This window comes from Stenotrophomonas sp. LMG 10879, from assembly GCF_002750935.1.
Lineage (GTDB): Bacteria > Pseudomonadota > Gammaproteobacteria > Xanthomonadales > Xanthomonadaceae > Stenotrophomonas > Stenotrophomonas lactitubi_B.
Map to the genome: position 1 here is coordinate 225,332 of NZ_PEJT01000005.1, position 21,016 is coordinate 246,347.

The window sequence follows — 21,016 nt, forward strand, 5'->3', positions numbered from 1 at the left end:
CACTCCAGGACAGGGTTGCCCGCACCCTACGCGCTCATGGCGGTGCCGACAATCGCCCGGACGTCACGGGTGCGGATATGAGGCATCGGGGTTCTGCGCTGGCGGATCCGGGTAGAAGCCGGCAACGACGCCTTTCGTCTCGCGCAGGACTCTTGCGTTGTCATGAAGATCAACCGATCCCGTTGGCACGCCTCCGTGCTGGATGAGCGGGGATGACCAGAGGTTCACCCGCGGGCAGGTCCGGTCACTGCATTCCAAGGCCATGACGGTACGCCAACCAGGCGCGTCTTCCGCGTTGAACTGATAGCCATGCCCGAATGCGAATCTGGGCGGATCAAGTGTCACGTTCTCGGGATCATGATCTGCTCCCAGCAAATGGCCGATCTCATGCGCAAGGGTGTGCTGGGCCAGGCATCTGCGCTCAACAGCGAGAAAGGCCGTTTCCCGGGTCGCCAGTACCTGCTGGGCCAATCCGCATGCGGGAGCGCCCGAATGTGTATCGATGATCATCACCATCACGTCGGCTCGCTCGCCCTCGCGCGCCACGTGCAGCAGCCAGAGTGGTCCGCGCCTACCCTTTGCGATGTCGTCGAGAGTCTGATCAAGCGTGGCTTCGCGGTATCCCGGAAGCGCGTTGGCCGCCGTCTGCAACTCCAATTCAATACCGCTTGCTGCAAATCCGGCATTGGCCTCGATCACTGCAGCCCTGACCTGCTCGATTGCCGGATCCAGCCCATCCACCAGCGCGCCTGCCGCAAAGCCGTACGCAACCCGAATCACATCGCGACCTTCGCCGCTCCCGCCGGCGGCAATTCCTGGAGGAAGGTCTGGAGCGGGCCGATCTGGTCGCCGGTCCCTCACATCGTCACGCTCGTCTCGTAGAGCGCGGCGCACATCGCGCTTTACCAGTCGATCACCGTCCAGCGTGTAATGCCAGAACCCAAGGGCGAATCTCGCATGTGTTCCTGAAGCGTCCGACCAGATTCTCACGTACGTGCGCTGCTCAAGCTTCCTTTCAGCATCCAGCGCTACGGACTTCACCTTACCCACCCACTGCAGGCCTGAGATCGAGCGCACCTCTCGTTGGGCACCTACGTCATCCGCAGGCCGGTAGATCACACTCTGGACGCTCTCGAACAGGGGTTCGGAAGGATCGCGGACAAGGTGAAGAACCCTGTCGTGGAGATCGACGGTGATCTCATCAGCAGCCAGGGCGGTCTCATTCACGCGAACCCGGCGCACCCACTCCACGTCGTCGCCTCCTCTGCGCAACCCCTGCTCGGCTTCAGCCAGCACTGCGTCTGGGAGCGCCTCCACGAATGGCTCGGCCGCTTTGGTCGGACCGACCGAAAGCAGCGCGAAGACCGTCAGTGCCACCGCGCTCCTGATTGCATACGTTCGCATTGCACGTTCCTTCCAGGATCAAGTGAAACGCTGCAGCCGAACAAACGCTGCAACGGATCAATGATTGGAATGAGTGTGCCTCAGCGTTCCGCGACGTCGCTCGCACTATCAATCCACCCTATCAAAGCGGCGAAAATTCATGGCGATACCAATGACGATCCAGCTGATCAGCGCCATGCAATGACGTGACTGAGCAGACTCCCACGAGAGGTGCTGAGCCGAGCCGAGGCTTGATCCGGAAGAGTGAATTCAACTGTGGCGGATCGCGACAGTCTCTGATTCCGCGCTCGGTCGTACAGTCACAGCGCGGCCGTCAGCGCACATTCCCCACGCGCGCGGCATTCCTGCAGTTCGCATTCGCCAGCCGCTTCGGCATCATCCAGTGCGCTCAGGTCGAAGGTCTGCTTGTCTTCGGCCAGCACGTACATCACCGGGTAATCCCACACGTCGTCGCTGCGGGTGCCCTTCACGAACAGGCGGCCGTGTGCATGCGGTCCTTCCAGTGCCACGGTCAGGCCGACATCGCGCTCGCCGTTGATGGCGGTCTGCATGCTGCCCAGCGGCAGCGTGCCGGCCTGCAGCGGCTCGCCGAACACCTGCACCAGTTCGACGCTGCAGCCGGCGCGACGCATCGCCTCGCGCATCGGCGCACTGTCGTGCGCGGCCTCGGTCCAGCGCAGCACGCTCCAGGCGATGGCACCACCGAGGGCGGCCAGGAACAGCAGCACCGCCAGCGGCATCGCCCAGCGCCAATGCCGGCACCACCAGCCGGAGGCCAGGTTGGAGGGAGCAGGAATCGGCGGCGGCAGGGTCATGGGCGGGCTCCTTCCCGGATGATGATCAAGGCTTCAGGCAACGTCCCAGGAAGGCTTCGGCAACGCGGTAGCGATGCAGTGCGTCGGCACCGGACAGGCCGTGCTTGGCACCCGGATAGGTCATCAGTTCAAACGGCTGGCCACGCTTCTGCAGCGCGCTCATCAGGCTGGTCGAATTGGTGAACAGCACATTGTCGTCGGCCATGCCGTGGATCAGCAGCAGCGGCGAGCGCAGGCCCTCGATGTGGGTCAGCACGCGTGCCTCGCGGTAGCCGGCATCGTTGCGCGCCGGCAGGTCCATGTAGCGCTCGGTGTAGTGGCTGTCGTACAGGCCCCAATCGGTCACCGGCGCGCCGGCCACACCGCAGGCGTAGCTGTCCGACGCCTTGGCCAGCAGCATCAGGGTCATGTAGCCGCCGTTGGACCAGCCCTGCACGCCGATGCGCGCCGGGTCCACCCACGGCTGCTGCTTCAACCACGCCACGCCGCGCAGCTGGTCGGCCACTTCCACCGTACCCTGCTTGCCATACAGCGCGCCGCCGAAGTCACGGCCACGGCGCGGGGTGCCGCGATTGTCCAGCGAGAACACCACATAGCCCTGCTGGGCCAGGTACTGGTTGAACAGGTGGTCGCCACGGCCGGGCCAGCTGTCGGTGACGGTCTGGCTGGCCGGGCCGCCATACACGTACACCGCCACCGGGTAGCGCTTGGCCGGATCGAAGCCGGCCGGCTTGATCACGCTGTAGTTCAGCGGGGTCTTGCCGTCGGCAGCGGTGAGCGTGCCGAATTCGACCGGGCGCTGCGCGTCGCGGTAGCGCGCGTACGGATGCTTGGGATCGGCCAGATCGTTCTCGACCAGGGTGGCGATCTTCTCGCCATTGGCGCGGAACAGTTCGATCTGCGGCGGGGTGCTGCTGTTGGACCAGCTGTCCACGTAAACGCTGGCGTTGCGCGCGAAGCTGGCGCTATGCATGCCCGGCGCCTTCGACAGGCGCTGCGGCGGGCCACCCTGCAGCGGCACGGCGTAGATCTGGCTTTCGCGCGCCGATTCGATGCCGGCACGGAAGTATGCCAGGCCGGCCTTTTCATCGACCGCCAGCAGTTCATCGACCGACCAGTTGCCGTGGGTCAGCGCAGTGGCCTTGCCCTTGCTGTCGATACGATACAGATGCTGGAAACCGGTGCGCTCGGACGACCACAGCACGCTGCCGTCATCGAGGAAACGCAGGCTGTTGTGCAGCGGCACCCAGGTCGGGCTGGTTTCGTGGGCCAGCACGCGCTGCTGGTTCGAGGCCAGGGTGACCTCCACCAGGTCCAGCTTCTTCTGGTCGCGCGACTGGCGCTGGAAACTCAGGTGCTGCGGATCGCGCCAGTCGACGCGGGCCAGGTAGATGTCCTGCTCCTTGCCGAGGTCGATCCACTGCGTCTGCGCCTGTTCCACCGGCGAGATCACACCCAGCTTCACCTGCACGTTGGCATCGCCCGCGGCCGGGTAACGCTGTTCGATCACATCGGTGCGGTCGGCATAGACTTCGTAGCGCTTCTGCACCGGCACCGGGCTTTCGTCGATGCGGGCGTAGGCGATGGCCGAATCGTCCGGCGCCCACCAGTAACCGGTATGGCGATCCATTTCTTCGTCGGCGACGAATTCGGCGATACCGTTGCCAATCGTCGTGCTGCCATCAGCGGTCAGCTGCATCTGCTTCCCACTGGCCAGGTCGATCACCCACAGGTTGCGGCCGCGGATGAAGCTGACGAAGCCGCCCTTGGGCGACAGCTTGGCATCGGTGGCAAAGCCTTCGCCGTGGGTCAGCTGGCGCACCGCTGCCTTGCCTTCCTGCTTGAGGTCGTACAGGTACAGCTCGCCGCCCAGCGGGAACAGCAGGCGCTGCGCGTCCGGCGACCACTGGTAGTCGACGATGCCGGTCATCGCGGCGATGCGCTGGCGCTCGCGACGGGCCTTTTCCTCGTCACTGAGGGTTTCGGTACCGGGCAGCACCACCTTGGAATCGACCAGCAGGCGGGTCTGGCCGCTGCCGATGTCATAGCTCCACAGGTCCAGCTGGTTGCGGTCGCTGTCCTTGCCGCGCAGGAAGGTCACGCGCGAGCCGTCCGGTGCCACCTTCGGCTTCATCAGGGTCGGGCCGGACAACGGCAGCGGGCCGGTGATGGCTTCCAGAGTGAGTTTTTCAGCGTGGGCGACGGTAGCGGTGGCGAGCATGAGGGCGAGCGAGGCGAACAGATGGCGCATGGAGGATCCCGGCAAACGGCAGGTCCGTCACCGCGGCGGGCGCGGGACGGTCAGCCTCCATCCTAACCAAGCCGGTGCGGGAAGACAGCATGACCTTCTGCCCATGAGGTCTTCCCATAATGAGTGCCGACCAACGGTCGGCACCCACCGTGCCGGGTCAGCGCTTGCCGAACAGGTGCTTGCGCTCTTCGTCGCTGAGCGGCTTGCCGGCGTCCGGGTTCACCTGCGTGCGCAGCGCATAGGCGCGCTGGGTGGCGGGACGGGCGGCGATGGCCTGATGCCAGCGCTTGAGGTGGGGGAAGGCGTCGAAGTCCGCCGGCAGCTTGTCGTAGGCGCCAACCCACGGGTAGCTGGCCATGTCGGCGATGGTGTAGTCCTCGCCGGCCAGGAAGGCGTGCTCGGCCAAGCGCTTGTCCATCACCCCGTGCAGGCGGCGCACTTCATTGTCGTAGCGCTCGATCGCGTACGGGATCTTCTCCGGCGCGTACACATTGAAGTGGCCCATCTGCCCGCTCATCGGGCCCAGCCCGGCCATCTGCCAGAACAGCCATTCCAGGGTGGTGACGCGGCCACGCGGGTCGGCCGGCAGGAAGCGGCCGGTCTTCTCGGCCAGGTACAGCAGGATCGCGCCGGACTCGAACACGCTCTGCGGGGCGCCGCCGTCGGCCGGGTCGTGGTCGACGATGGCCGGCATCTTGTTGTTGGGGGAAATGGCCAGGAATTCCGGCTTGAACTGGTCGCCCGAGCCGATGTTGACCGGGTGGACGCGGTACTCCAGGCCGGCTTCTTCCAGCAGCAGGGTCACTTTGTGGCCGTTCGGGGTAGGCCAGTAATACAGGTCGATCATGGCGGCGGCTCTGGGGTACGGAAAGGAACCTGAAGTCTAGTGCGTGCGTTGGCTTGGCACCGTCATGGCGGGCCGGTAACCTCGCCTCTCCCCCGAAACGCAGCATCCTCCGCATGAGTGCAAACCGTCCGCCGCTCTCCCCGTTGTCCACCCTGATCTTCGCCTCGCGCTGGCTGCAGCTGCCGCTGTACCTGGGTTTGATCGTTGCCCAGTGCGTTTACGTGTTCCTGTTCGGCAAGGAACTGTGGCACCTGATCTCGCACTCGGTGTCGATGGGCGAGCAGCAGATCATGCTGATCGTGCTGGGCCTGATCGACGTGGTGATGATCTCCAACCTGCTGGTGATGGTGATCGTCGGCGGCTATGAAACCTTCGTCTCGCGCCTGCGCCTGGAAGGCCACCCGGACCAGCCGGAATGGCTGAGCCACGTCAACGCCAGCGTGCTGAAGGTGAAGCTGGCGATGGCGATCATCGGCATCTCCTCGATCCACCTGTTGAAGACGTTCATTGCAGCCAGCCCGCTGAACGGCCTGCCGTTGTGCAAGCCGGAACAATGGGCGGCAGCGGCTTCGTCGGCATCGGCCAGCTTCTACAACGCCGGCCCCGATACCTGCACGACCCTGACCCCCGATGGTGTGCTGTGGCAGACCATCATCCACTGCGTGTTCATCCTGTCGGCGATCGGCATCGCCTGGACCGACAAGCTGATGTCCAACAGCCACAGCAAGGCTGCCGCGCACTGACGCCATCGCCGGCAGCGGCACGACTGCCGCTGCCGGCGCCGCTCCCGGCCCTTGTACGCAAGGGTGGCCGGGATGCTAGATTGCACCCTCGCTGCAGGCGACGGTGACGCTGGGAAACGTCCCCCGCCACGCCCGGATCTTCCGTTCCGGCCATGCGTATCTACGTTTTTCGTAACGTCGTCTTCTTAGAGGGGAGCAGGATGTCGCACGTCGCAATGATCGCTGCCGCGCGCCGGTGGTTGCCGGTCGCTCTGGCTTTGGCCCTGGCTGCCTGCTCGGGCAAGGAAGAAACACCGGCCCCGGCCGCGCAGGGTGCCACCGCCCCCGCCGCTGCAGCGCCAGCCGCACCAGCGGTGGCTGCCAAGGTGCAGTCGATGGGCACCGAGCAGCTGCGCGAATCGGCCAGCCAGGCACTGCGCGAGAACCGCATGTACGCCCCGGCCGGCGACAACGCCATCGAGTATTACCTGGCCCTGCGCGACAAGACCCCGGACGATGCCTCGGTGAAGAGCGCGCTGACCGACCTGCTGCCCTACACCCTGATCGCCGCCGAGCAGCACCTGGGCCGCGAGGACTTCACCGAAGCGCAGCGGCTGGTCGCCCTGATCGAAAAGGTCGACGCCTCGGCCCCGGCCCTGCCGCGCCTGAAAGAAGGCCTGAGCAAGGGCGTACAGATCGCGGCCAAGCGCACCGAAGACGAGACCGAGAAGGTCAAGAAGGACGCTGAAGACCGCACCAAGCAGCTGGCCGAGCAGCAGCGCCTGAGCGAACAGCGCGCCAAGGAAGCCGAGGCGGCCAAGCAGATTGCCGCGCAGCAGGATGTTGCCCGTCGTGACAGCGAGCGCCAGGAAGCCGAGCGCCAGGCCGCCGCCCGCCGTGATGCCGAGCAGAAGCAGCAGCAGGCCGCGGCGCAGCAGGCCAACGCCGCCCGCCAGGCAGCGACCGCCGCTGCGCCGAGCCTGCGCCCGGTCAGCACGCCGGCACCGCGTTACCCGGCCGAAGCGCTGCGTTCGGGTACCTCCGGCGAAGTGCTGGTGGAGATCACCGTCGGCACCGACGGCTCGGTGACCAATGCGCGCGTGCTGCGCGCGACGCCCTCGCGCGTTTTCGATCGCGAAGCCCTCAACGCGGTCAAGCGCTGGCGTTTCGAGCCGGTCAATGCCCCGGTCACCACCCGCCGCACGCTGGTGTTCGCACCGGGCGGCTGATGCCCAAGGCGGTAGCGCCGGGCCGCGCCCGGTGGTTCTGGAGCAAGGCCCGGCATGTCCGGGCCTTGTACGTTTCAGGCTGCGCCGTCGATCAACCGTTGCAGCGCCGGATCACGTGCGGCCAGCACCTGGAACAGGCCCAGTGCGTGCAGTCCGGGCAGCAGACTGCGCAGATCTGCTTCGGCGGCGACACGGGTGGCGGCATCACCGGCCGGGTCCTGCCAGTCGCGGACGCTAGCGAGAAAGGCGCCGACGCTGCCCTTGCGCACGGTAAGACCGTTCACCTGCACGTCGTTCTGGTGATCGGGAAGGATGTCCTGCGGTTGCATGGCGTGCTCCTGGGGAATGGACGCCCAGTGTCAACGCTCGCCGCCGACTGTTCTGCCGTATAACTGCCAATGGATATGGCAAAGCAGACAGCCCAGACGCCATTGATCGATCCTGCACTGGCCGATGCCAGCGGAGGGCCGGCCCTGCTCGGCACGCAGTTGGCGATGCCGGGTTCACGCCGCACCCTTCGCCACCAGCATGCGCGCGGGCAACTGCTGGGCGCCCACACGGGCCTGCTGCGGATCGAGGCGGGCGACATCCACTGGCTGCTTCCGGCCGGACACGTGGCATGGCTTCCGCCGCAGCACCCGCATGCGCTGTCCAGCATCGGCAGCTTCGATGGCTGGAGCCTGTACTTCAGCAGGGAAGCCTGCGCGGGCTTGCCGACCACACCACGCATCTTCCAGTCCAGCGACCTGCTGCAGGTGGCGGTGCCGCGTGCACTGCGGTGGTCCGGGCAGGCGTTGGATGCGGTGCAGCAGCGGTTGGCGGGGGTGATCATCGATGAGATCGCCGCCGGCACGCCCTTGCCGCTGGCCCTGCAGCAACCCAGCGACCGCCGCCTGCGTCGCATCGCCTCGGCCCTGGCGCGCGCGCCGCATGACACCCGCAGCGTCGAGGACTGGGCCGCAGCGAGCGGCCTGTCCAGCCGCAGCCTCGCCCGCCGCTGGCAGGCCGAGACCAACATGACCCTGACCCACTGGCGGCAGCGCCTGCGCGTGCTGCTGGCGCTGCCGCAATTGCTGGCCGGTGAGCCGGTCACCACCGTCGCATTGTCATTGGGCTACGACACGCCCAGTTCCTTCATCGCCGTGTTCAAGCGCGAGATGGGAGTGACGCCGGCGCGGTATGGGGGAGGAAACGCCTCACTGCGCTGACATGAACAAGGCCCGGGATGACCGGGCCTCGTTCTGCATCCGCCGGGCATGGCCCGGCGCTACCGGTTACGCTCAGCCGGAAATCGCCAGCCGTTCGTTGTGGTAACGGCGCACGGCAGCAAACCACAGCACTGCGGCCAGACCCAGGCTTGCGCCGAGGTAGACCGCCCAGATGGTCGGGCTGATCGCCTCGTGGCGGATCACCTTCAACAGCATCTGGTTCTGCGACAGGAAAGGCACTGCGTACTGCCACAGCTCGCTCTTCACCGGGTAGGCCATCAATGCGTAGCCGGGCAGCATCGGCAGCAGCACCAGCCAGGTCATGTGGCTCTGCGCTTCCTTCATGCTCTTGGCCGCGGCCGAGAGGAAGGTCAGCAGCGAGGTGCCGATCAGCAGCATCGGCACCATCACCAGCAGCATCTGCAACATCGAGCCGATGTTCATGTTGAGCTGCCGGCCGACATTGCCGGGCGCGATCTGCGCACTGGCCTTGAACGCGATCAACGTCAGCAGCAACGAGGCGAAGCCGACCACGCAGGCGGCGGCGATCTTGCCGCTGACGATGGCGCTGCGCGAACCCGGGGTCGCCAGCAGCGGCTCCAGCGATTGCCGCTCGCGCTCACCGGCGGTGGCATCCATCACCAGGTAGGCGCCACCGATGAACGAGGTCAGCGTCAGCAGCACCGGCAGCAGCATCGACAGCATCATGCCGCGCTTGGCCTCGGCGCTGGCCATGTCCTGGGTAGCCACCTCCAGCGGCCGCGCCACCTGTGCGTCGACGCCACGTGCCATCAACCGCAGCGCACCGACCTGGCCGTTGTAGGTCGCCAGGGCCGCCTGCAGGCGGGCGCTGGGTACCTCGGCGGCGCGCCGGGTACTGTCACGGATCACTTCCACCAGCGCGGGCTTGCCGTCGGCCCAGTCCTTGCCGAAATCGGGGCTGATGCGCAGCGCGACGTCGATCTCCTGCGAGCGGATCGCCTCGGCCAGATCCTTGGGCGCCGGCGCGGTGTTCAGCCCCTGCGCGGCCAGGAAACGCACCAGGTTCGGCGCATTCTCGGCACCGATGGTCGGGATCTGCAGTGGCTGTTCAATCTGGATGCGCACACGGCTTTCGGCCAGCTTGCCCATGCCCAGGATCAGCAGCGGGTACAGCAAGGGACCAAACAGCAGGGTCAGCATCAGGGTGCGGCGGTCACGCGAGAGGTCGCGCAGTTCCTTGCGCATCACCGTCATCATGGTCGACATCATGCTCATGCGTGCAGGCCCTCTTCGCTGCCGATCAGTTTCACGAACGCATCTTCCAGGTTGGGTTCGCCGGACTGCGCACGCAGTTCATCGGCACTGCCGGCGGCCATCACCGTTCCCTTGGCGATGATCACGATGTGGTCACACAGCGCACCGACCTCCTGCATGATGTGGCTGGACAGGATCACGCAGCGCCCTTCCTCGCGCAGGCCCAGCAGGAAGCGGCGAAGCGCGCGGGTGGTCATCACGTCCAGGCCGTTGGTGGGTTCGTCGAGGATCACGTTGCGCGGGTCGTGCACCAGCGCGCGGGCAATGGCGGTCTTGGTGCGCTGGCCCTGCGAGAAGCCATCGGTCTGGCGGTCGAGGATGTCGCCCATGTCCAGCGCATGCGACAGCACTTCGATGCGTTCGCGGATGCGCGACGCGGACAGGCCATGCAGCTCGCCGAAGTAAGCGATGTTCTCGCGCGCGGTCAACCGCTTGTAGACGCCACGCGCGTCGGGCAGCACGCCGAGATGGCGACGCACTTCCACCGGATCGCGGGCGGCATCGATGCCATCGACGGTGATGCTGCCTTCATCCGGCGTCATCAGCGTGTACAGCATGCGCATGGTGGTGGTCTTGCCGGCGCCGTTCGGCCCGAGCAGGCCGGTGATGCGGCCATCCTCGGCGCGGAAGCCGACATCGGCGACCGCCTGGATACGGCCGGTGCGGGTGTTGAAGGCCTTGTGCAGGTTGTCGGCGACGATCATGGGGCCCATCCGTTGAACGAGGTGAACGCCGGCACGTAGCTCAGCGTGTCCAGGCAGCTGGCATCCAGCGCCTTGGCATCGGTGGTGTCGATGAACTGGCCGAGCAGGCGCGGCATGCAACCGGCGGTCAGGGTGCCGTGGCCTTGCCCGCGGGCGACCAGCGCGCGTCCCTTCGGCAGCCCCTTGAGCACCTGTTCGGCGTAACGCGGCGGCGTCACCGGGTCCAGCTCGCCGGACAGCAGCAGCACCGGCAGATCGCTGCGCAGCGGCGCTGCCGCAGCCGCCGGCGACGGCTGATGCGGCCACACCGGGCAGGCGGCGAAGAACGCACGCGCCGCTTCCGGCCCGAACAGCGCGTCTCCGCTTTCCGCCGGCGCCTGGTAGCGCGGTGCATCTTCGCTGCAGATCACCGACCACTGCATGCCGCGGTTGATCTGGAAATCCATGCTGCGGGTCGCACCGCGTACCAGCGAGGCCAGTGGCGCATAACGTCCCTGCGCGGCCTCGTCCAGCACCAGTGGCAGCAGCGAGGAATACTGCGGCACGTAGGAGAAGGCGAACGCCAGGCCGACCACGCTGTCCGGGGTCAGTACATCCTTGCGCGGCGCATTGGTACCCGGATCGCGGTACTCGACGGTAACCGGCGTGCGGCGCAGGGTGTCCGCAACGCTGCGCAGTTGTGCGCGGGTATCGACCGGGAAGCGCTTGCTGCAGGCAGCATCCTTGCGGCACTGCGCCGACTGCAGGGTGATGGCGTTGTCGAAGGTATTGGCGAACTCACCCCCTACCACCAGATCGTTCGGCACCACACCGTCGATGACGATGCTGCGGGTGTGTTGCGGGTAGGCCGCCGCATAGCGCTGGGCAACGCGGGTGCCGTACGAGCCGCCGACCAGGTTGAGCGTATCGGCGCCCAGCGCCTGGCGAACCGCGTCCAGATCGGCGATGGCCTCGGCAGTGGTATAGAAGCGCGGGTCGGCGCGGCCCTTCAGCGACGCGGCGCAGCGTTCGGCGTACTCGCGCAGCAGCGCCTCGCTGGGCGCAGCATCCTCATCCATCGGCAGCACCTTGCCATCCGCGCCCAGGCAGCTGAGCGGGTTGGAGCCGCCGGTGCCGCGCTGGTCGATCAGGAAGATGTCGCGCTGCTTGCGCACCTGGCGCAGTGCCGTATCGACGATGACGGCGACCTCGCTGGCCGCCTGGCCGGGGCCGCCGGCCAGGAAGAACACCGGGTCTGGCAGACCCGAGCCACTGTTGCCCGACTCCAACCAGGCAATGCGCAGGTCGATCCTGCGGCCGTCGGGCTTGCTCCGGTCTTCCGGCACCTGGAACGTGGCGCACTGCGCCTCGACATTGTCGCTGGCGCCTTCAGTGGCCAGCGTGCAGGGACGGAAATCGATCTGGCCGAAGCGGCGGCTGGGCGTATCGCCTGCGCCGTCGGTGCCTGCCTGCGGCGGTGCGCTGCAGCCGGCAATCAGCATGCTGGCCAGCAACCCGGCCCGCGCGAAATGGTGTCGTTGCATCGTGCGTGATTCCCCTGGGAATGTTCCTGTCCACCACGACGGTGTGCCGCGGCAGATGTGACCAAACTGATGTGACCCAACTTACACGCGCCGGGCGCTGGCGGCGACAGGTGGATGTCCTAGGCCGGCGTCGGCACCGCCACCAGGCGGTTGCGGCCCTCGGCCTTGGCCCGGTACAGGGCGCTGTCGGCCAACGCGATCAGGCCGGAAAGATCGGTCCGGCCGTCGTCCAGCACCAGCCCGATGCTGGCAGTCACCGCCACCGGACCGGTGTCGAGCAGGGCCGGACGCTGCTGCAGCCCGTGGCGGATCGCGTCGGCCAGCGCCGTCGCCTCATGGCCGCTGCTGCCAGGCAGCAGCAGCAGGAACTCCTCGCCCCCATAGCGGCTGAGCAGATGCACGCGGCCGATCGCGCAGCGGTGCAGCACACCGGTGAAATGCTGCAGCACCTGGTCACCCGCCAGATGGCCCCAACGATCGTTGACCTGTTTGAAATGATCCACATCCAGCAGCAGCACCGCCAACGACGTACCGTGCCGGCGTCCCTGTTCCAGCTGCAGCTGCCCATCCGCCAGCACCGCGCTGCGATTGAGCAGGCCGGTAAGACCATCGATCCGCGCAGCCCGACGCAGTTCCACCAGCATGCGTTCGACCAGCAGCAGCACCAGAGCGAAGCAACGGGCCAACTCCAGCATCACCCCGGCCAGGTAGGTCACGAACATCGGCGTGCCGGTACGCATGATGTCCTCGCCGGCACCGGCCGCCACCGGCAGGAACAGGCGCACCACGTACAGCAGGCCCTCGGCGAGGAATACCGCCGCAGCCAGCCTGCAGCTGGTGCGTTGCTGTGGCGGGGCGTGGCGCAGCAGCAGCCAGGCGATCCAGCCATCGATGAGCGCAGCGAACACACTGAACACATGCAGGCGCACGACCAGGTTCGGCCACGGCACCAGGAACAGGAAGATGCCGGCCATGAACGCGGCCACCAGCAACAGCGGTCGCCATACCGGCAGGGGTTGGCCCAGATGCAGGGCCATGCCACGCAGCAGCAGCACCGCGCAGGCGGCCATCGCCGCGTTGCCGGCCAGAATCGCCGGCACCTGCGGCAGGTAGGGGCGCAGCGCCAGCAGGGTCACCCCCAGGGTCAGGGCCCACAGGCTGAGCGTCCACAGCCGCAGCACCGGTTGCCCGCGCAGCACCACCAGCAGCAACGAGAACCCCAGCGCGATGCCCACGCAGAGCAGGAAGCCAAGCACGGCGACGGTGGGGAAATCCAGGGACATGCGGCGCTGGAAGGAGGGCGGCGCGCGCATCTTAGCGCCTTGTGGCGGCCGCACGGACCGTCGCACCTGGGCAGGGCCAGGCGGGCCATCGAATCCGGTGGCGGAAAATGGCGAGCACGCGGCCCGTGGCGGCGACAGAATGCGCGGAAAACCGGGAGACACTCCATGCATTCGTGGCAACTCAGTGGCATCGACCACCAGCCGTTCGAAGCGCTTTTCGAATCCAGCGACGACGCCTTGGCCGCACGGGGAATCGTGCGGCGACGCGCAGGCGACGGTGGTGGCTACCCCTGCAGGGTCAGCCTGACCGACGCGCCTGCGGGTGCCGAATTGCTTCTGCTGCCTTACACACACCTGGCCACGCAGTCGCCCTACCGCGCGTCGGGCCCGATCTTCGTGCAGCGCGGTGCCACCCGCTGCGTGCTGCCGGCAGGCGTAGTACCTGCCTACGTGCACCGTCGGCTGATTTCAGTGCGTGCCTATGACAGCGCGGACTTCATGCTGAGCGGCATGGTCTGCCAGGGCACCGAGGTTGCTGCGCAGCTGGACCGGTTGTTTGCCGATACAACGGTGGCCTTCGTGCACCTGCACAACGCAGGACATGGATGCTTTTCGTGCCAGGTGGATCGGGCAGGCAATCACCGGGCATGACCGTGCGCGCGAACGTGATCGTTGCCGCGCTGCAGGCGTGACCGCCAACGCATTCGTTCAGTGTGGCGTGAAGCCTGCGGGAAGGGCTTCACACACGTAGTCACGGATCGGTGTTGACGTGGTTTGCCGCTGTGCATTGCCGCTCGATACTCGCGGCGGTACCGCTCATTGCCCGTCGCGTGGCACAGCGCGGGTGCTGCGGTCACCGCTCCCTTCGACGATCACAAGGATGCGCCATGTCTCTGCGATACACCCCCTTGCTGCTGGCTACCGTCTTCGTTGGCGCCGGTGTTGGCGTTGCCGGCAACGCGGCCGCACACGGCACGATGATCACCCCGGTCAGCCGCGTCTATGCCTGCTTCCAGGGCAATCCGGAAAACCCCACCAACCCGGCCTGCGCGGCCGCCAAGGCAGTGGCCGGCTCGCAGGCGTTCTACGACTGGAACGGCATCAACCAGGCCAACGCCAACGGCAACCACCAGGCCGTGGTGCCCGACGGCAAGCTGTGCAGCGGCAACAACCCGACTTTCCGCGGTCTGGACCTGGATCGCAGCGACTGGCAGACCACGCCGATACAGCCGGATGCAAACGGCAAGTTCACCTTCGTGTTCAAGGCCACCGCCCCGCATGCCACGCGTGATTGGAAGTTCTTCGTCACCCGCGCCGGCTGGCAGCCCGGCAGCCCGCTGCGCTGGGCCGACCTGCAGGAATTCTGCTCGCTGGGCAACACACCGCTGTCGGCCGATGGCACCTACAAGCTGCAGTGCACGCTGCCGCAGCGCAGCGGCCAGCATGTGATCTACAACACCTGGCAGCGCTCGGATTCGACCGAAGCGTTCTACACCTGCATGGACGTGCGCTTTGAAGGCGGCGGTGGAACCACGCCGGTGCCGCAGTGGCAGGATGCCGGGCCGGTCACCGCGCGTACCGAGCTGCCGGTCGGCACCACGTTGGCCTTGCGTGTGTTCAATGCCAACGGCAACGACGTGGAACGTGTGGAAGCCACGCTGGCCGCAGGCCAGACCACGCCGGCACAGTGGCCGCTGGCGCTGGCCCGCAAGGTCAATGCCAGCGCCCAGCACGCGCGCGTGGGTGTGCTCAGCAACGGCGCGATCACGCCGACCGCCTCGGCCACCGACAACCGCGTGTATCTGAAGGACGGCAACCGCTTCCAGCTGGACACGAAGATGCCGGACCCGGGCACGCCCTCACCCGGCGGAGACTTCGACCATGTGTATCCGGCCGGCATCGGCAGCTACGTGCCCGGGCAGACCGTGGTGAAGAGCAGCGACGGCAAGCTCTACGCCTGCCGCCCGTTCCCGGAAGGCGCGTGGTGCAACGTCAATGCCGAGGCGTACCGGCCGGGCGTGGGCTCGGCCTGGCGCGATGCCTGGGTGCCGTACTGACTGAGGGATGGAGCGGGAGCGGCATGCACGTGCCGCCCCGCTTCTGCAATCGGGCAGATGCAGGCCCGCGGGTACGGTATGAAGTGTTAACCCGTTCGCGCTGGCAATGCACATTGCGTCGCAGCCTGCGGCTTTTCGGAATCGTTGAATGGATGGCGCTGTGCATCGTGTGGAGACTCGCTGGTCCTTCCACCGTTCACAGGATCCCCACCATGCAACCGATCAATCGACTCGCTCTCGCGATGACTGCCATCGCCGGCCTGGGCGTCTCTGCCAGTGCGCTGGCACACGGCACCATGTCCAAACCCAGCAGCCGGGTCTATGCCTGCTTCCAGGGCAATCCGGAGAACCCGACCAATCCGGCCTGTGCCGCCGCAAAGGCGATCGGTGGCGCACAGCCGTTCTATGACTGGGCCGGCGTCAACCAGGCCAGCGCCAACGGCAACCACCAGGCGGTGGTGCCGGACGGGCAGTTGTGCAGCGGTGGCAACAGCAAGTACCGCGGCCTGGACCTGGATCGGTCCGACTGGTCGACCACGCCGATCCGTGCCGATGGCAACGGCCGCTACACCTTTGAGTTCCTTGCCTCCGCCCCGCATGCCACCCGTGACTGGAAGTTCTATGTGACGCGCGAAGGATGGCAGCCAGGTACGCCCGTGGGCTGGTCGGATCTGCAGGAGTTCTGCGCCCTCGGCAACGTGCCGCTGTCGGAAGGTGGTGTCTACAAGCTGGACTGCCCATTGCCCCAGCGCACCGGCCAGCATCTGATCTACAACACCTGGCAGCGCTCGGATTCGGCCGAGGCGTTCTACACCTGCATGGACGTGCGTTTCGAGGGGGGCGGTGGTGTGACGCCGCCGCCGCAATGGCACGATGCCGGCCCTGTCACCGCGCGCGGAGCCCTGGACGCGGGTACGACCCTCACCCTGCGCGTGTTCAACGCGAACGGCAATGATCTGGAACGCATCGACACCACGCTGACCACTGGCCAGACGCTGCCAACGCAGTGGCCGCTGACGTTGGCCCGTGCGGTCAATGCAGGTGCGCGGCATGCCCGCATCGGCCTGCTGGAGAATGGTGTGATCACGCCGATTGCCTCAGCAACGGCGAACCGCGTCTACCTGGCGCAGGGGCATCGGTTCCAGCTGGATACGAAGGTGCCCGATCCGGTGGAGCCGCCGGGCGACTTCGATTTCATCTATCCGGCCGGCATCGGCAGCTACGTGCCCGGGCAGACCGTGGTGAAGAGCAGCGACGGCAAGCTCTACGCCTGCCGCCCATTCCCGGAAGGCGCGTGGTGCAACGTCAATGCCGAGGCGTACCGGCCGGGCGTGGGTTCGGCCTGGCGCGATGCCTGGGTGCCGTACTGAGGCATGGTCCGGGGGCGGCGTGATGCCGCCTCCGGTGAGGGCTTCGTGCGTCCATGAGGTTGCCGGCCAGCGGCCGGCACTACCTGGGCCTATTTGCTGCTGACGTACTTCTCGCGGCGGATCTGCGGATTGCCCAGGCCCGCCGCCTTCAGCGCTTCTGCACAGGCGTCGACCATGTCCGGGTTGCCGCACAGGTAGGCGATGTCGGTGGCCGGGTCCGGCGTGAACTCCGCCAGCGCCTGCTGCACGTAGCCGTGGCGCACGTCCGGGTGCGGCTCGGCCGGCAGTTCCCGCGACAGGCACGGCACATAACGGAAGTTCGGGTGCTTTTCGGCGAAGCTGTAGAAGTCTTCGCTGTACAGCAGCTCGCCCGGGCTGCGTGCACCCTGCAGCAGGACCACCTGCACCCCGCGCTCGGCCATCGCCGTTGCCAGCAATGGCAGCATCGAGCGGTACGGGGTGACGCCGGTACCGGTGGCGATCAGCAGGTAGCGGCCGTTGTGGTCGCCGGGGTTCAGGCAGAACCGACCGTAGGGGCCGGACGCGCTGACCTGGCCGCCGATGTCCAGCGCCTCGAACAGGGCCGTGGCGGCGCCGCCGGGGACGAAGCTGACCGCGATATCCACTGCCTCGCCCGGGCCCAGCGCGTGGTCGTGGATGGTCGCCAGCGAATAGCTGCGCTTGGTTTCGGTGCCATCGGCATAGCTGAAATGGACCTGGATGAACTGGCCGGGCTGGAAATCCAGCGGCTGGCCGTCGTCACGCACGAACTGGTAATGGCCGATGGAAGGCGCCAGCATGCGGCGGTCGACCAGTTTGATGGGGAATTGGACAGGCACGACTTTTCGGGACAGTGTGTAGCCGGGGCAAGCCCTCGGGGTCTTCTATAATAGACCTTCCCCGCCCCTCTCCAGCGCCAGCCCATGGGCGCGAAGGCTTCGAGCTTGGCTTCCCTGAACGATACGGCGCCCGCCCTGCGCGTGCGCGACCTGCGTAAAACCTATGACAACGGCACCCAGGCCCTGAAAGGGGTCTCGCTGGAAGTGGCCCCCGGCGACTTCTTCGCCCTGCTGGGCCCGAACGGCGCCGGCAAGTCCACCCTGATCGGCATCATCAGCTCCCTGGTCAATCTCAGCGAGGGCCAGGTGGAGGTGTTCGGCAGCGACCTGGTGCGCAACCGCAGCGCCACCATGCGCCTGATCGGGCTGGTGCCGCAGGAGATCAACTTCAACCTGTTCGAAAAGCCCTTCGACATTCTGGTGAACTACGCCGGTTTCTACGGCGTGCCGCGCGCGGAAGCCGAGCAGATGGCCGAGGTCGAACTCAAGCGCGCCCACCTGTGGGAGAAGGCGCAGGTGATGAGCCGCACCCTGTCCGGTGGCATGAAGCGCCGGCTGATGATCGCCCGCGCGATGATGACCCGCCCGCGCCTGCTGATCCTGGACGAACCGACCGCCGGCGTGGACATCGAGATCCGCCGCGACATGTGGCGGGTGCTGAAGGAGATCAACGCCGCCGGCACCACGATCATCCTGACCACCCACTACCTGGAAGAGGCCGAGCACCTGTGCCGCAACCTGGCCATCATCGACCATGGCCAGATCGTCACCCAGGGCCCGATGCGCGAACTGCTGGCCAAGCTTGATGTGGAAGGCTTCCTGCTGGACATCGACGGCGCCCTGCCCGCCCAGCTGCCAGTGATCGAGGGTGCGACCCTGATCGCCACCGACGGCCATACGCTGGATATCGACATGCCGCGCGCGATGGATCTGAACCGCGTGTTCGAGGCACTGAACGCAGCGGGCATCCGTGTGCGTTCGATGCGTACCAAGAGCAACCGCCTGGAGGAACTGTTCGTGCGCCTCACCGGCAACCAGGAGACGTCCGCATGAGCAGCACCCCGACCCCGGTCCTGACCGACGGCCAGCGCAACCGCATCGCACTGATGACCATCGTGCGCCGCGAAGTCGCCCGCATCATGCGCATCTGGGGCCAGACCCTGGTGCCGCCGGCGATCACCATGACCCTGTACTTCCTGATCTTCGGCGGCCTGATCGGTTCGCGCGTGGGCGACATGGGCGGCTACACCTACATGCAGTTCATCGTGCCGGGCCTGGTGATGATGAGCGTGATCCAGAACAGTTACGGCAACATCAGTTCGTCGTTCTTCGGCGCCAAGTTCGGCCGCCACGTGGAAGAACTGCTGGTCAGCCCGATGCCGAACTGGGTGATCCTGTGGGGCTACGTGGCTGGTGCAGTGCTGCGCGGGCTGATGGTCGGCGTGATCGTGCTGATCATCGCGATGTTCTTCACCCCGGTGCGCATTCCGCATCCGCTGGTGACGCTGACCACGGTGATCCTGGGCGCGACGATCTTCTCGCTGGCCGGCTTCATCAACGCGGTGTATGCGAAGAAGTTCGATGACGTGGCAATCGTGCCGACCTTCATTCTGACCCCGCTGACCTACCTGGGCGGCGTGTTCTATTCGGTGAAGCTGCTGCCGCCATGGGCGGAGGCGGCCACGCACGCGAACCCGATCTTCTACATGGTCAACGCGTTCCGTTACGGCCTGCTGGGCAGCAGCGATGTGCCGGTGGTGGTGGCGTATGCGCTGATGATCGGTTTCGTGGTGGTGCTGACGGCGCTGGCGCTGTGGCTGCTGAAGCGTGGCGTGGGCATGCGCAGCTGAGGATGTCCTGCAGGGCCTGCGGCCCTGCACCCGCGGTGGTAGTGCCGGCCGCTGGCCGGCAATAGCAACGTCAACGTCAACGTCAAAGGCAAGATATCCGTGGGTTGGCGGGGTGGTGTCGGGTTGCGGGGACGCCGCAAGTACGTCCCTGTAGGCTTGGCCGCGCCATCCATGGCGCGGACACCCCGCAACCCGACACCACCCCGCCTTCGACAGTTTCCCGCTGCTGCCGGAACGGCTGTGTGTGCTGCTGTTGGTGGGTGTCGACCTTGGTCGACACGGTAGATCCACGCCATGCGTGGATGGCTGGAGATCATGTAGAGCCGAGCCAATGCTCGGCTCTTTTTGTTTGCGATCTGATGAATGTGGATCCACCGGAAAGATGATCACGAGAAACGAGCGGAGCGACCCGCTGTTGCTTTTGATTTTCTTCTTTGTTTTCCGTGGTGGACGCACACGTAAACCGTCAGGGGTCGGGCGGGGTGGGCTCGCGGGGGTGTCCGCCGCATGGATGCGGCGGCCAAGCCTACAGGGACGTATTCACGGCGTCCCCCGCGAGCCCACCCCGCCCGACCCAAACACGGCTTGTGCTTCAAACCACCACGAGGGGCGCAGCCGTTGGCCGCGAACTCCGGCACAATCACGGCAGTGAATCCCCCAACTGCGGTGAGCGTGCAATGCGTATCCTGATCCTCGGCGCCGGCGGTACCGGCGGTTACTTCGGTGGTCGCCTGGCCCAGGCGGGCGTGGACGTGACCTTCCTCGTGCGCCCGGCCCGCGCCGCGCAACTGGATCGTGATGGCCTGGTGCTGCGCAGCCCGGTGGGTGACGCCACGTTCCCGGTGCAGCATGTCACCGCTGAAGCTCTGCCTGCGCTGGCTGCGGAACAACCGTTCGATCTGGTGATCCTCAGCTGCAAGGCTTACGACCTGGACAGCTCGATCGATGCCATCGCACCGGCCGTGGGTGCGGGTACCACCGTGCTGCCGATCCTCAACGGCCTGCACCACTACAACGCGCTCGACGCACGCTTCGGTCGCGATGCAGTGCTCGGTGGGCTGTGCTTCATCAGTGCGACCAAGGCGCCCGATGGTGCCGTGCTGCACCTGGGCAAGCCGGCCAAGCTGACCTTCGGCGAACGCGATGGCGGTGCGGTCTCCGCGCGCGTGCGGGCATTCGCTGCAGCGTGTGCACAGGCGAATCTCGATCATCTGGCCAGCGAACACATCGGCCAGGAACAGTGGATCAAGTACACGTTCCTCACCGCGCTGGCGGCGGCTACCTGCCTGCTGCGCGCGGACATCGGTACCATCATGGCCACCGATGACGGCGACGCCATCGTGCGTGGGCTCTACGACGAATGCCTGGCGGTGGCCGAAGCCGCGGGCGAACCGGTGCCGCAGGCGGCGCAGGACACCGCGCGCAGCACCCTGACCCAGGCCGGTTCGGCGTTGAAGGCGTCGATGCTGCGCGACCTGGAAGCGGGCCAGCAGGTGGAAGCCGCGCAGATCGTTGGCGACATGCTGGCGCGTGCGCGCGCCGCGGGCCAGGAAGCGTTGCTGCTGCAGGTGGCCTACAGCAGCCTGCAGGCCTATCAGGCCCAGCGCGCGGCGTGATC

The 21,016-nt window shown here is 66.6% G+C and carries 19 protein-coding genes; 9 read left to right on the top strand and 10 right to left on the bottom strand.

Annotated elements, in window-relative coordinates:
- Window positions 1-63 precede the first annotated feature (63 nt).
- The 4 genes from CR919_RS09675 to CR919_RS09690 all read right to left on the bottom strand — a co-directional run bounded on the left by CR919_RS09675 (window position 64) and on the right by CR919_RS09690 (window position 5,317).
- Window positions 64-1,377 carry a M12 family metallo-peptidase gene (locus CR919_RS09675; protein ID WP_165787260.1) on the bottom strand — a complete coding sequence of 438 codons (1,314 nt, stop codon included), beginning with the start codon at window positions 1,375-1,377 and terminating at the stop codon, window positions 64-66.
- Between the two features lie 326 nt (window positions 1,378-1,703).
- Window positions 1,704-2,219 (bottom strand): cytochrome c oxidase assembly factor Coa1 family protein, encoded by a 516-nt coding sequence (locus tag CR919_RS09680; protein ID WP_099819837.1) that lies wholly within the window; start codon window positions 2,217-2,219, stop codon window positions 1,704-1,706.
- A 25-nt stretch (window positions 2,220-2,244) separates the two neighbouring features.
- Window positions 2,245-4,470 carry a DPP IV N-terminal domain-containing protein gene (locus tag CR919_RS09685; protein WP_099819838.1) on the bottom strand — a complete coding sequence of 742 codons (2,226 nt, stop codon included), beginning with the start codon at window positions 4,468-4,470 and terminating at the stop codon, window positions 2,245-2,247.
- Window positions 4,471-4,627: 157 nt separating this feature from the next.
- Window positions 4,628-5,317: a glutathione binding-like protein gene (locus CR919_RS09690; protein WP_099819839.1), complete on the bottom strand. Its 690-nt coding sequence runs from the start codon at window positions 5,315-5,317 to the stop codon at window positions 4,628-4,630.
- A 113-nt stretch (window positions 5,318-5,430) separates the two neighbouring features.
- Between CR919_RS09690 and CR919_RS09695 the strand changes: the two genes are divergently transcribed.
- Window positions 5,431-6,060: a TIGR00645 family protein gene (locus tag CR919_RS09695; RefSeq protein ID WP_099819840.1), complete on the top strand. Its 630-nt coding sequence runs from the start codon at window positions 5,431-5,433 to the stop codon at window positions 6,058-6,060.
- A gap of 200 nt (window positions 6,061-6,260) precedes the next feature.
- Window positions 6,261-7,268, top strand: coding sequence for an energy transducer TonB (locus CR919_RS09700; RefSeq protein WP_099819841.1), 1,008 nt, complete (start codon window positions 6,261-6,263; stop codon window positions 7,266-7,268).
- A gap of 74 nt (window positions 7,269-7,342) precedes the next feature.
- Here CR919_RS09700 and CR919_RS09705 read toward each other — a convergent pair whose 3' ends face one another.
- Window positions 7,343-7,597, bottom strand: a complete 255-nt coding sequence (locus CR919_RS09705) for a hypothetical protein (protein WP_099819842.1) — start codon at window positions 7,595-7,597, stop codon at window positions 7,343-7,345.
- Between the two features lie 75 nt (window positions 7,598-7,672).
- Between CR919_RS09705 and CR919_RS09710 the strand changes: the two genes are divergently transcribed.
- Window positions 7,673-8,476, top strand: a complete 804-nt coding sequence (locus CR919_RS09710; protein WP_099819843.1) for a helix-turn-helix transcriptional regulator — start codon at window positions 7,673-7,675, stop codon at window positions 8,474-8,476.
- A 72-nt stretch (window positions 8,477-8,548) separates the two neighbouring features.
- Here the strand turns inward: CR919_RS09710 and CR919_RS09715 are convergent, their stop codons facing one another.
- From CR919_RS09715 to CR919_RS09730, 4 genes are all read right to left on the bottom strand, one after another.
- The gene (locus CR919_RS09715) at window positions 8,549-9,733 is read right to left on the bottom strand and encodes an ABC transporter permease (RefSeq protein ID WP_099819844.1); all 1,185 of its coding nucleotides are present in this window, start codon (window positions 9,731-9,733) and stop codon (window positions 8,549-8,551) included.
- Window positions 9,730-10,476, bottom strand: coding sequence for an ATP-binding cassette domain-containing protein (locus CR919_RS09720; RefSeq protein ID WP_099819845.1), 747 nt, complete (start codon window positions 10,474-10,476; stop codon window positions 9,730-9,732). Before CR919_RS09720 ends, CR919_RS09715 begins: the two co-directional genes overlap by 4 nt.
- On the bottom strand, window positions 10,473-11,999 hold the full coding sequence (locus CR919_RS09725; RefSeq protein WP_099819846.1) for an alpha/beta fold hydrolase: 1,527 nt from the start codon (window positions 11,997-11,999) through the stop codon (window positions 10,473-10,475). The genes CR919_RS09720 and CR919_RS09725 overlap by 4 nt, the downstream gene beginning before the upstream one ends.
- Before the next feature lie 119 nt (window positions 12,000-12,118).
- Window positions 12,119-13,312, bottom strand: coding sequence for a GGDEF domain-containing protein (locus CR919_RS09730; RefSeq protein ID WP_243380055.1), 1,194 nt, complete (start codon window positions 13,310-13,312; stop codon window positions 12,119-12,121).
- Window positions 13,313-13,447: 135 nt separating this feature from the next.
- Here CR919_RS09730 and CR919_RS09735 point away from each other — a divergent pair, with 135 nt between their 5' ends.
- The 3 genes from CR919_RS09735 (at window position 13,448) to CR919_RS09745 (ending at window position 16,709) form a co-directional block, all read left to right on the top strand.
- A complete protein-coding gene (locus tag CR919_RS09735; protein ID WP_099819847.1) occupies window positions 13,448-13,933 on the top strand; it encodes a DUF1203 domain-containing protein in 486 nt (161 codons plus the stop codon).
- 236 nt (window positions 13,934-14,169) lie between these two features.
- Window positions 14,170-15,339 (top strand): lytic polysaccharide monooxygenase, encoded by a 1,170-nt coding sequence (locus CR919_RS09740; RefSeq protein WP_099819848.1) that lies wholly within the window; start codon window positions 14,170-14,172, stop codon window positions 15,337-15,339.
- A 212-nt stretch (window positions 15,340-15,551) separates the two neighbouring features.
- The gene (locus tag CR919_RS09745; protein WP_099819849.1) at window positions 15,552-16,709 is read left to right on the top strand and encodes a lytic polysaccharide monooxygenase; all 1,158 of its coding nucleotides are present in this window, start codon (window positions 15,552-15,554) and stop codon (window positions 16,707-16,709) included.
- Between the two features lie 89 nt (window positions 16,710-16,798).
- Here the strand turns inward: CR919_RS09745 and CR919_RS09750 are convergent, their stop codons facing one another.
- Window positions 16,799-17,548, bottom strand: a complete 750-nt coding sequence (locus CR919_RS09750) for a ferredoxin--NADP reductase (protein WP_099819850.1) — start codon at window positions 17,546-17,548, stop codon at window positions 16,799-16,801.
- An 84-nt stretch (window positions 17,549-17,632) separates the two neighbouring features.
- Here CR919_RS09750 and CR919_RS09755 point away from each other — a divergent pair, with 84 nt between their 5' ends.
- The 3 genes from CR919_RS09755 to panE all read left to right on the top strand — a co-directional run bounded on the left by CR919_RS09755 (window position 17,633) and on the right by panE (window position 21,014).
- A complete protein-coding gene (locus CR919_RS09755) occupies window positions 17,633-18,601 on the top strand; it encodes an ABC transporter ATP-binding protein (protein ID WP_165787261.1) in 969 nt (322 codons plus the stop codon).
- Complete coding sequence (locus CR919_RS09760; RefSeq protein ID WP_099819852.1) at window positions 18,598-19,398, top strand: ABC transporter permease; 801 nt, start codon at window positions 18,598-18,600, stop codon at window positions 19,396-19,398. Before CR919_RS09755 ends, CR919_RS09760 begins: the two co-directional genes overlap by 4 nt.
- 677 nt (window positions 19,399-20,075) lie before the next feature.
- Window positions 20,076-21,014, top strand: coding sequence for a 2-dehydropantoate 2-reductase (panE, locus tag CR919_RS09765; RefSeq protein WP_099819853.1), 939 nt, complete (start codon window positions 20,076-20,078; stop codon window positions 21,012-21,014).
- The last annotated feature ends 2 nt before the right edge of the window (window positions 21,015-21,016 follow it).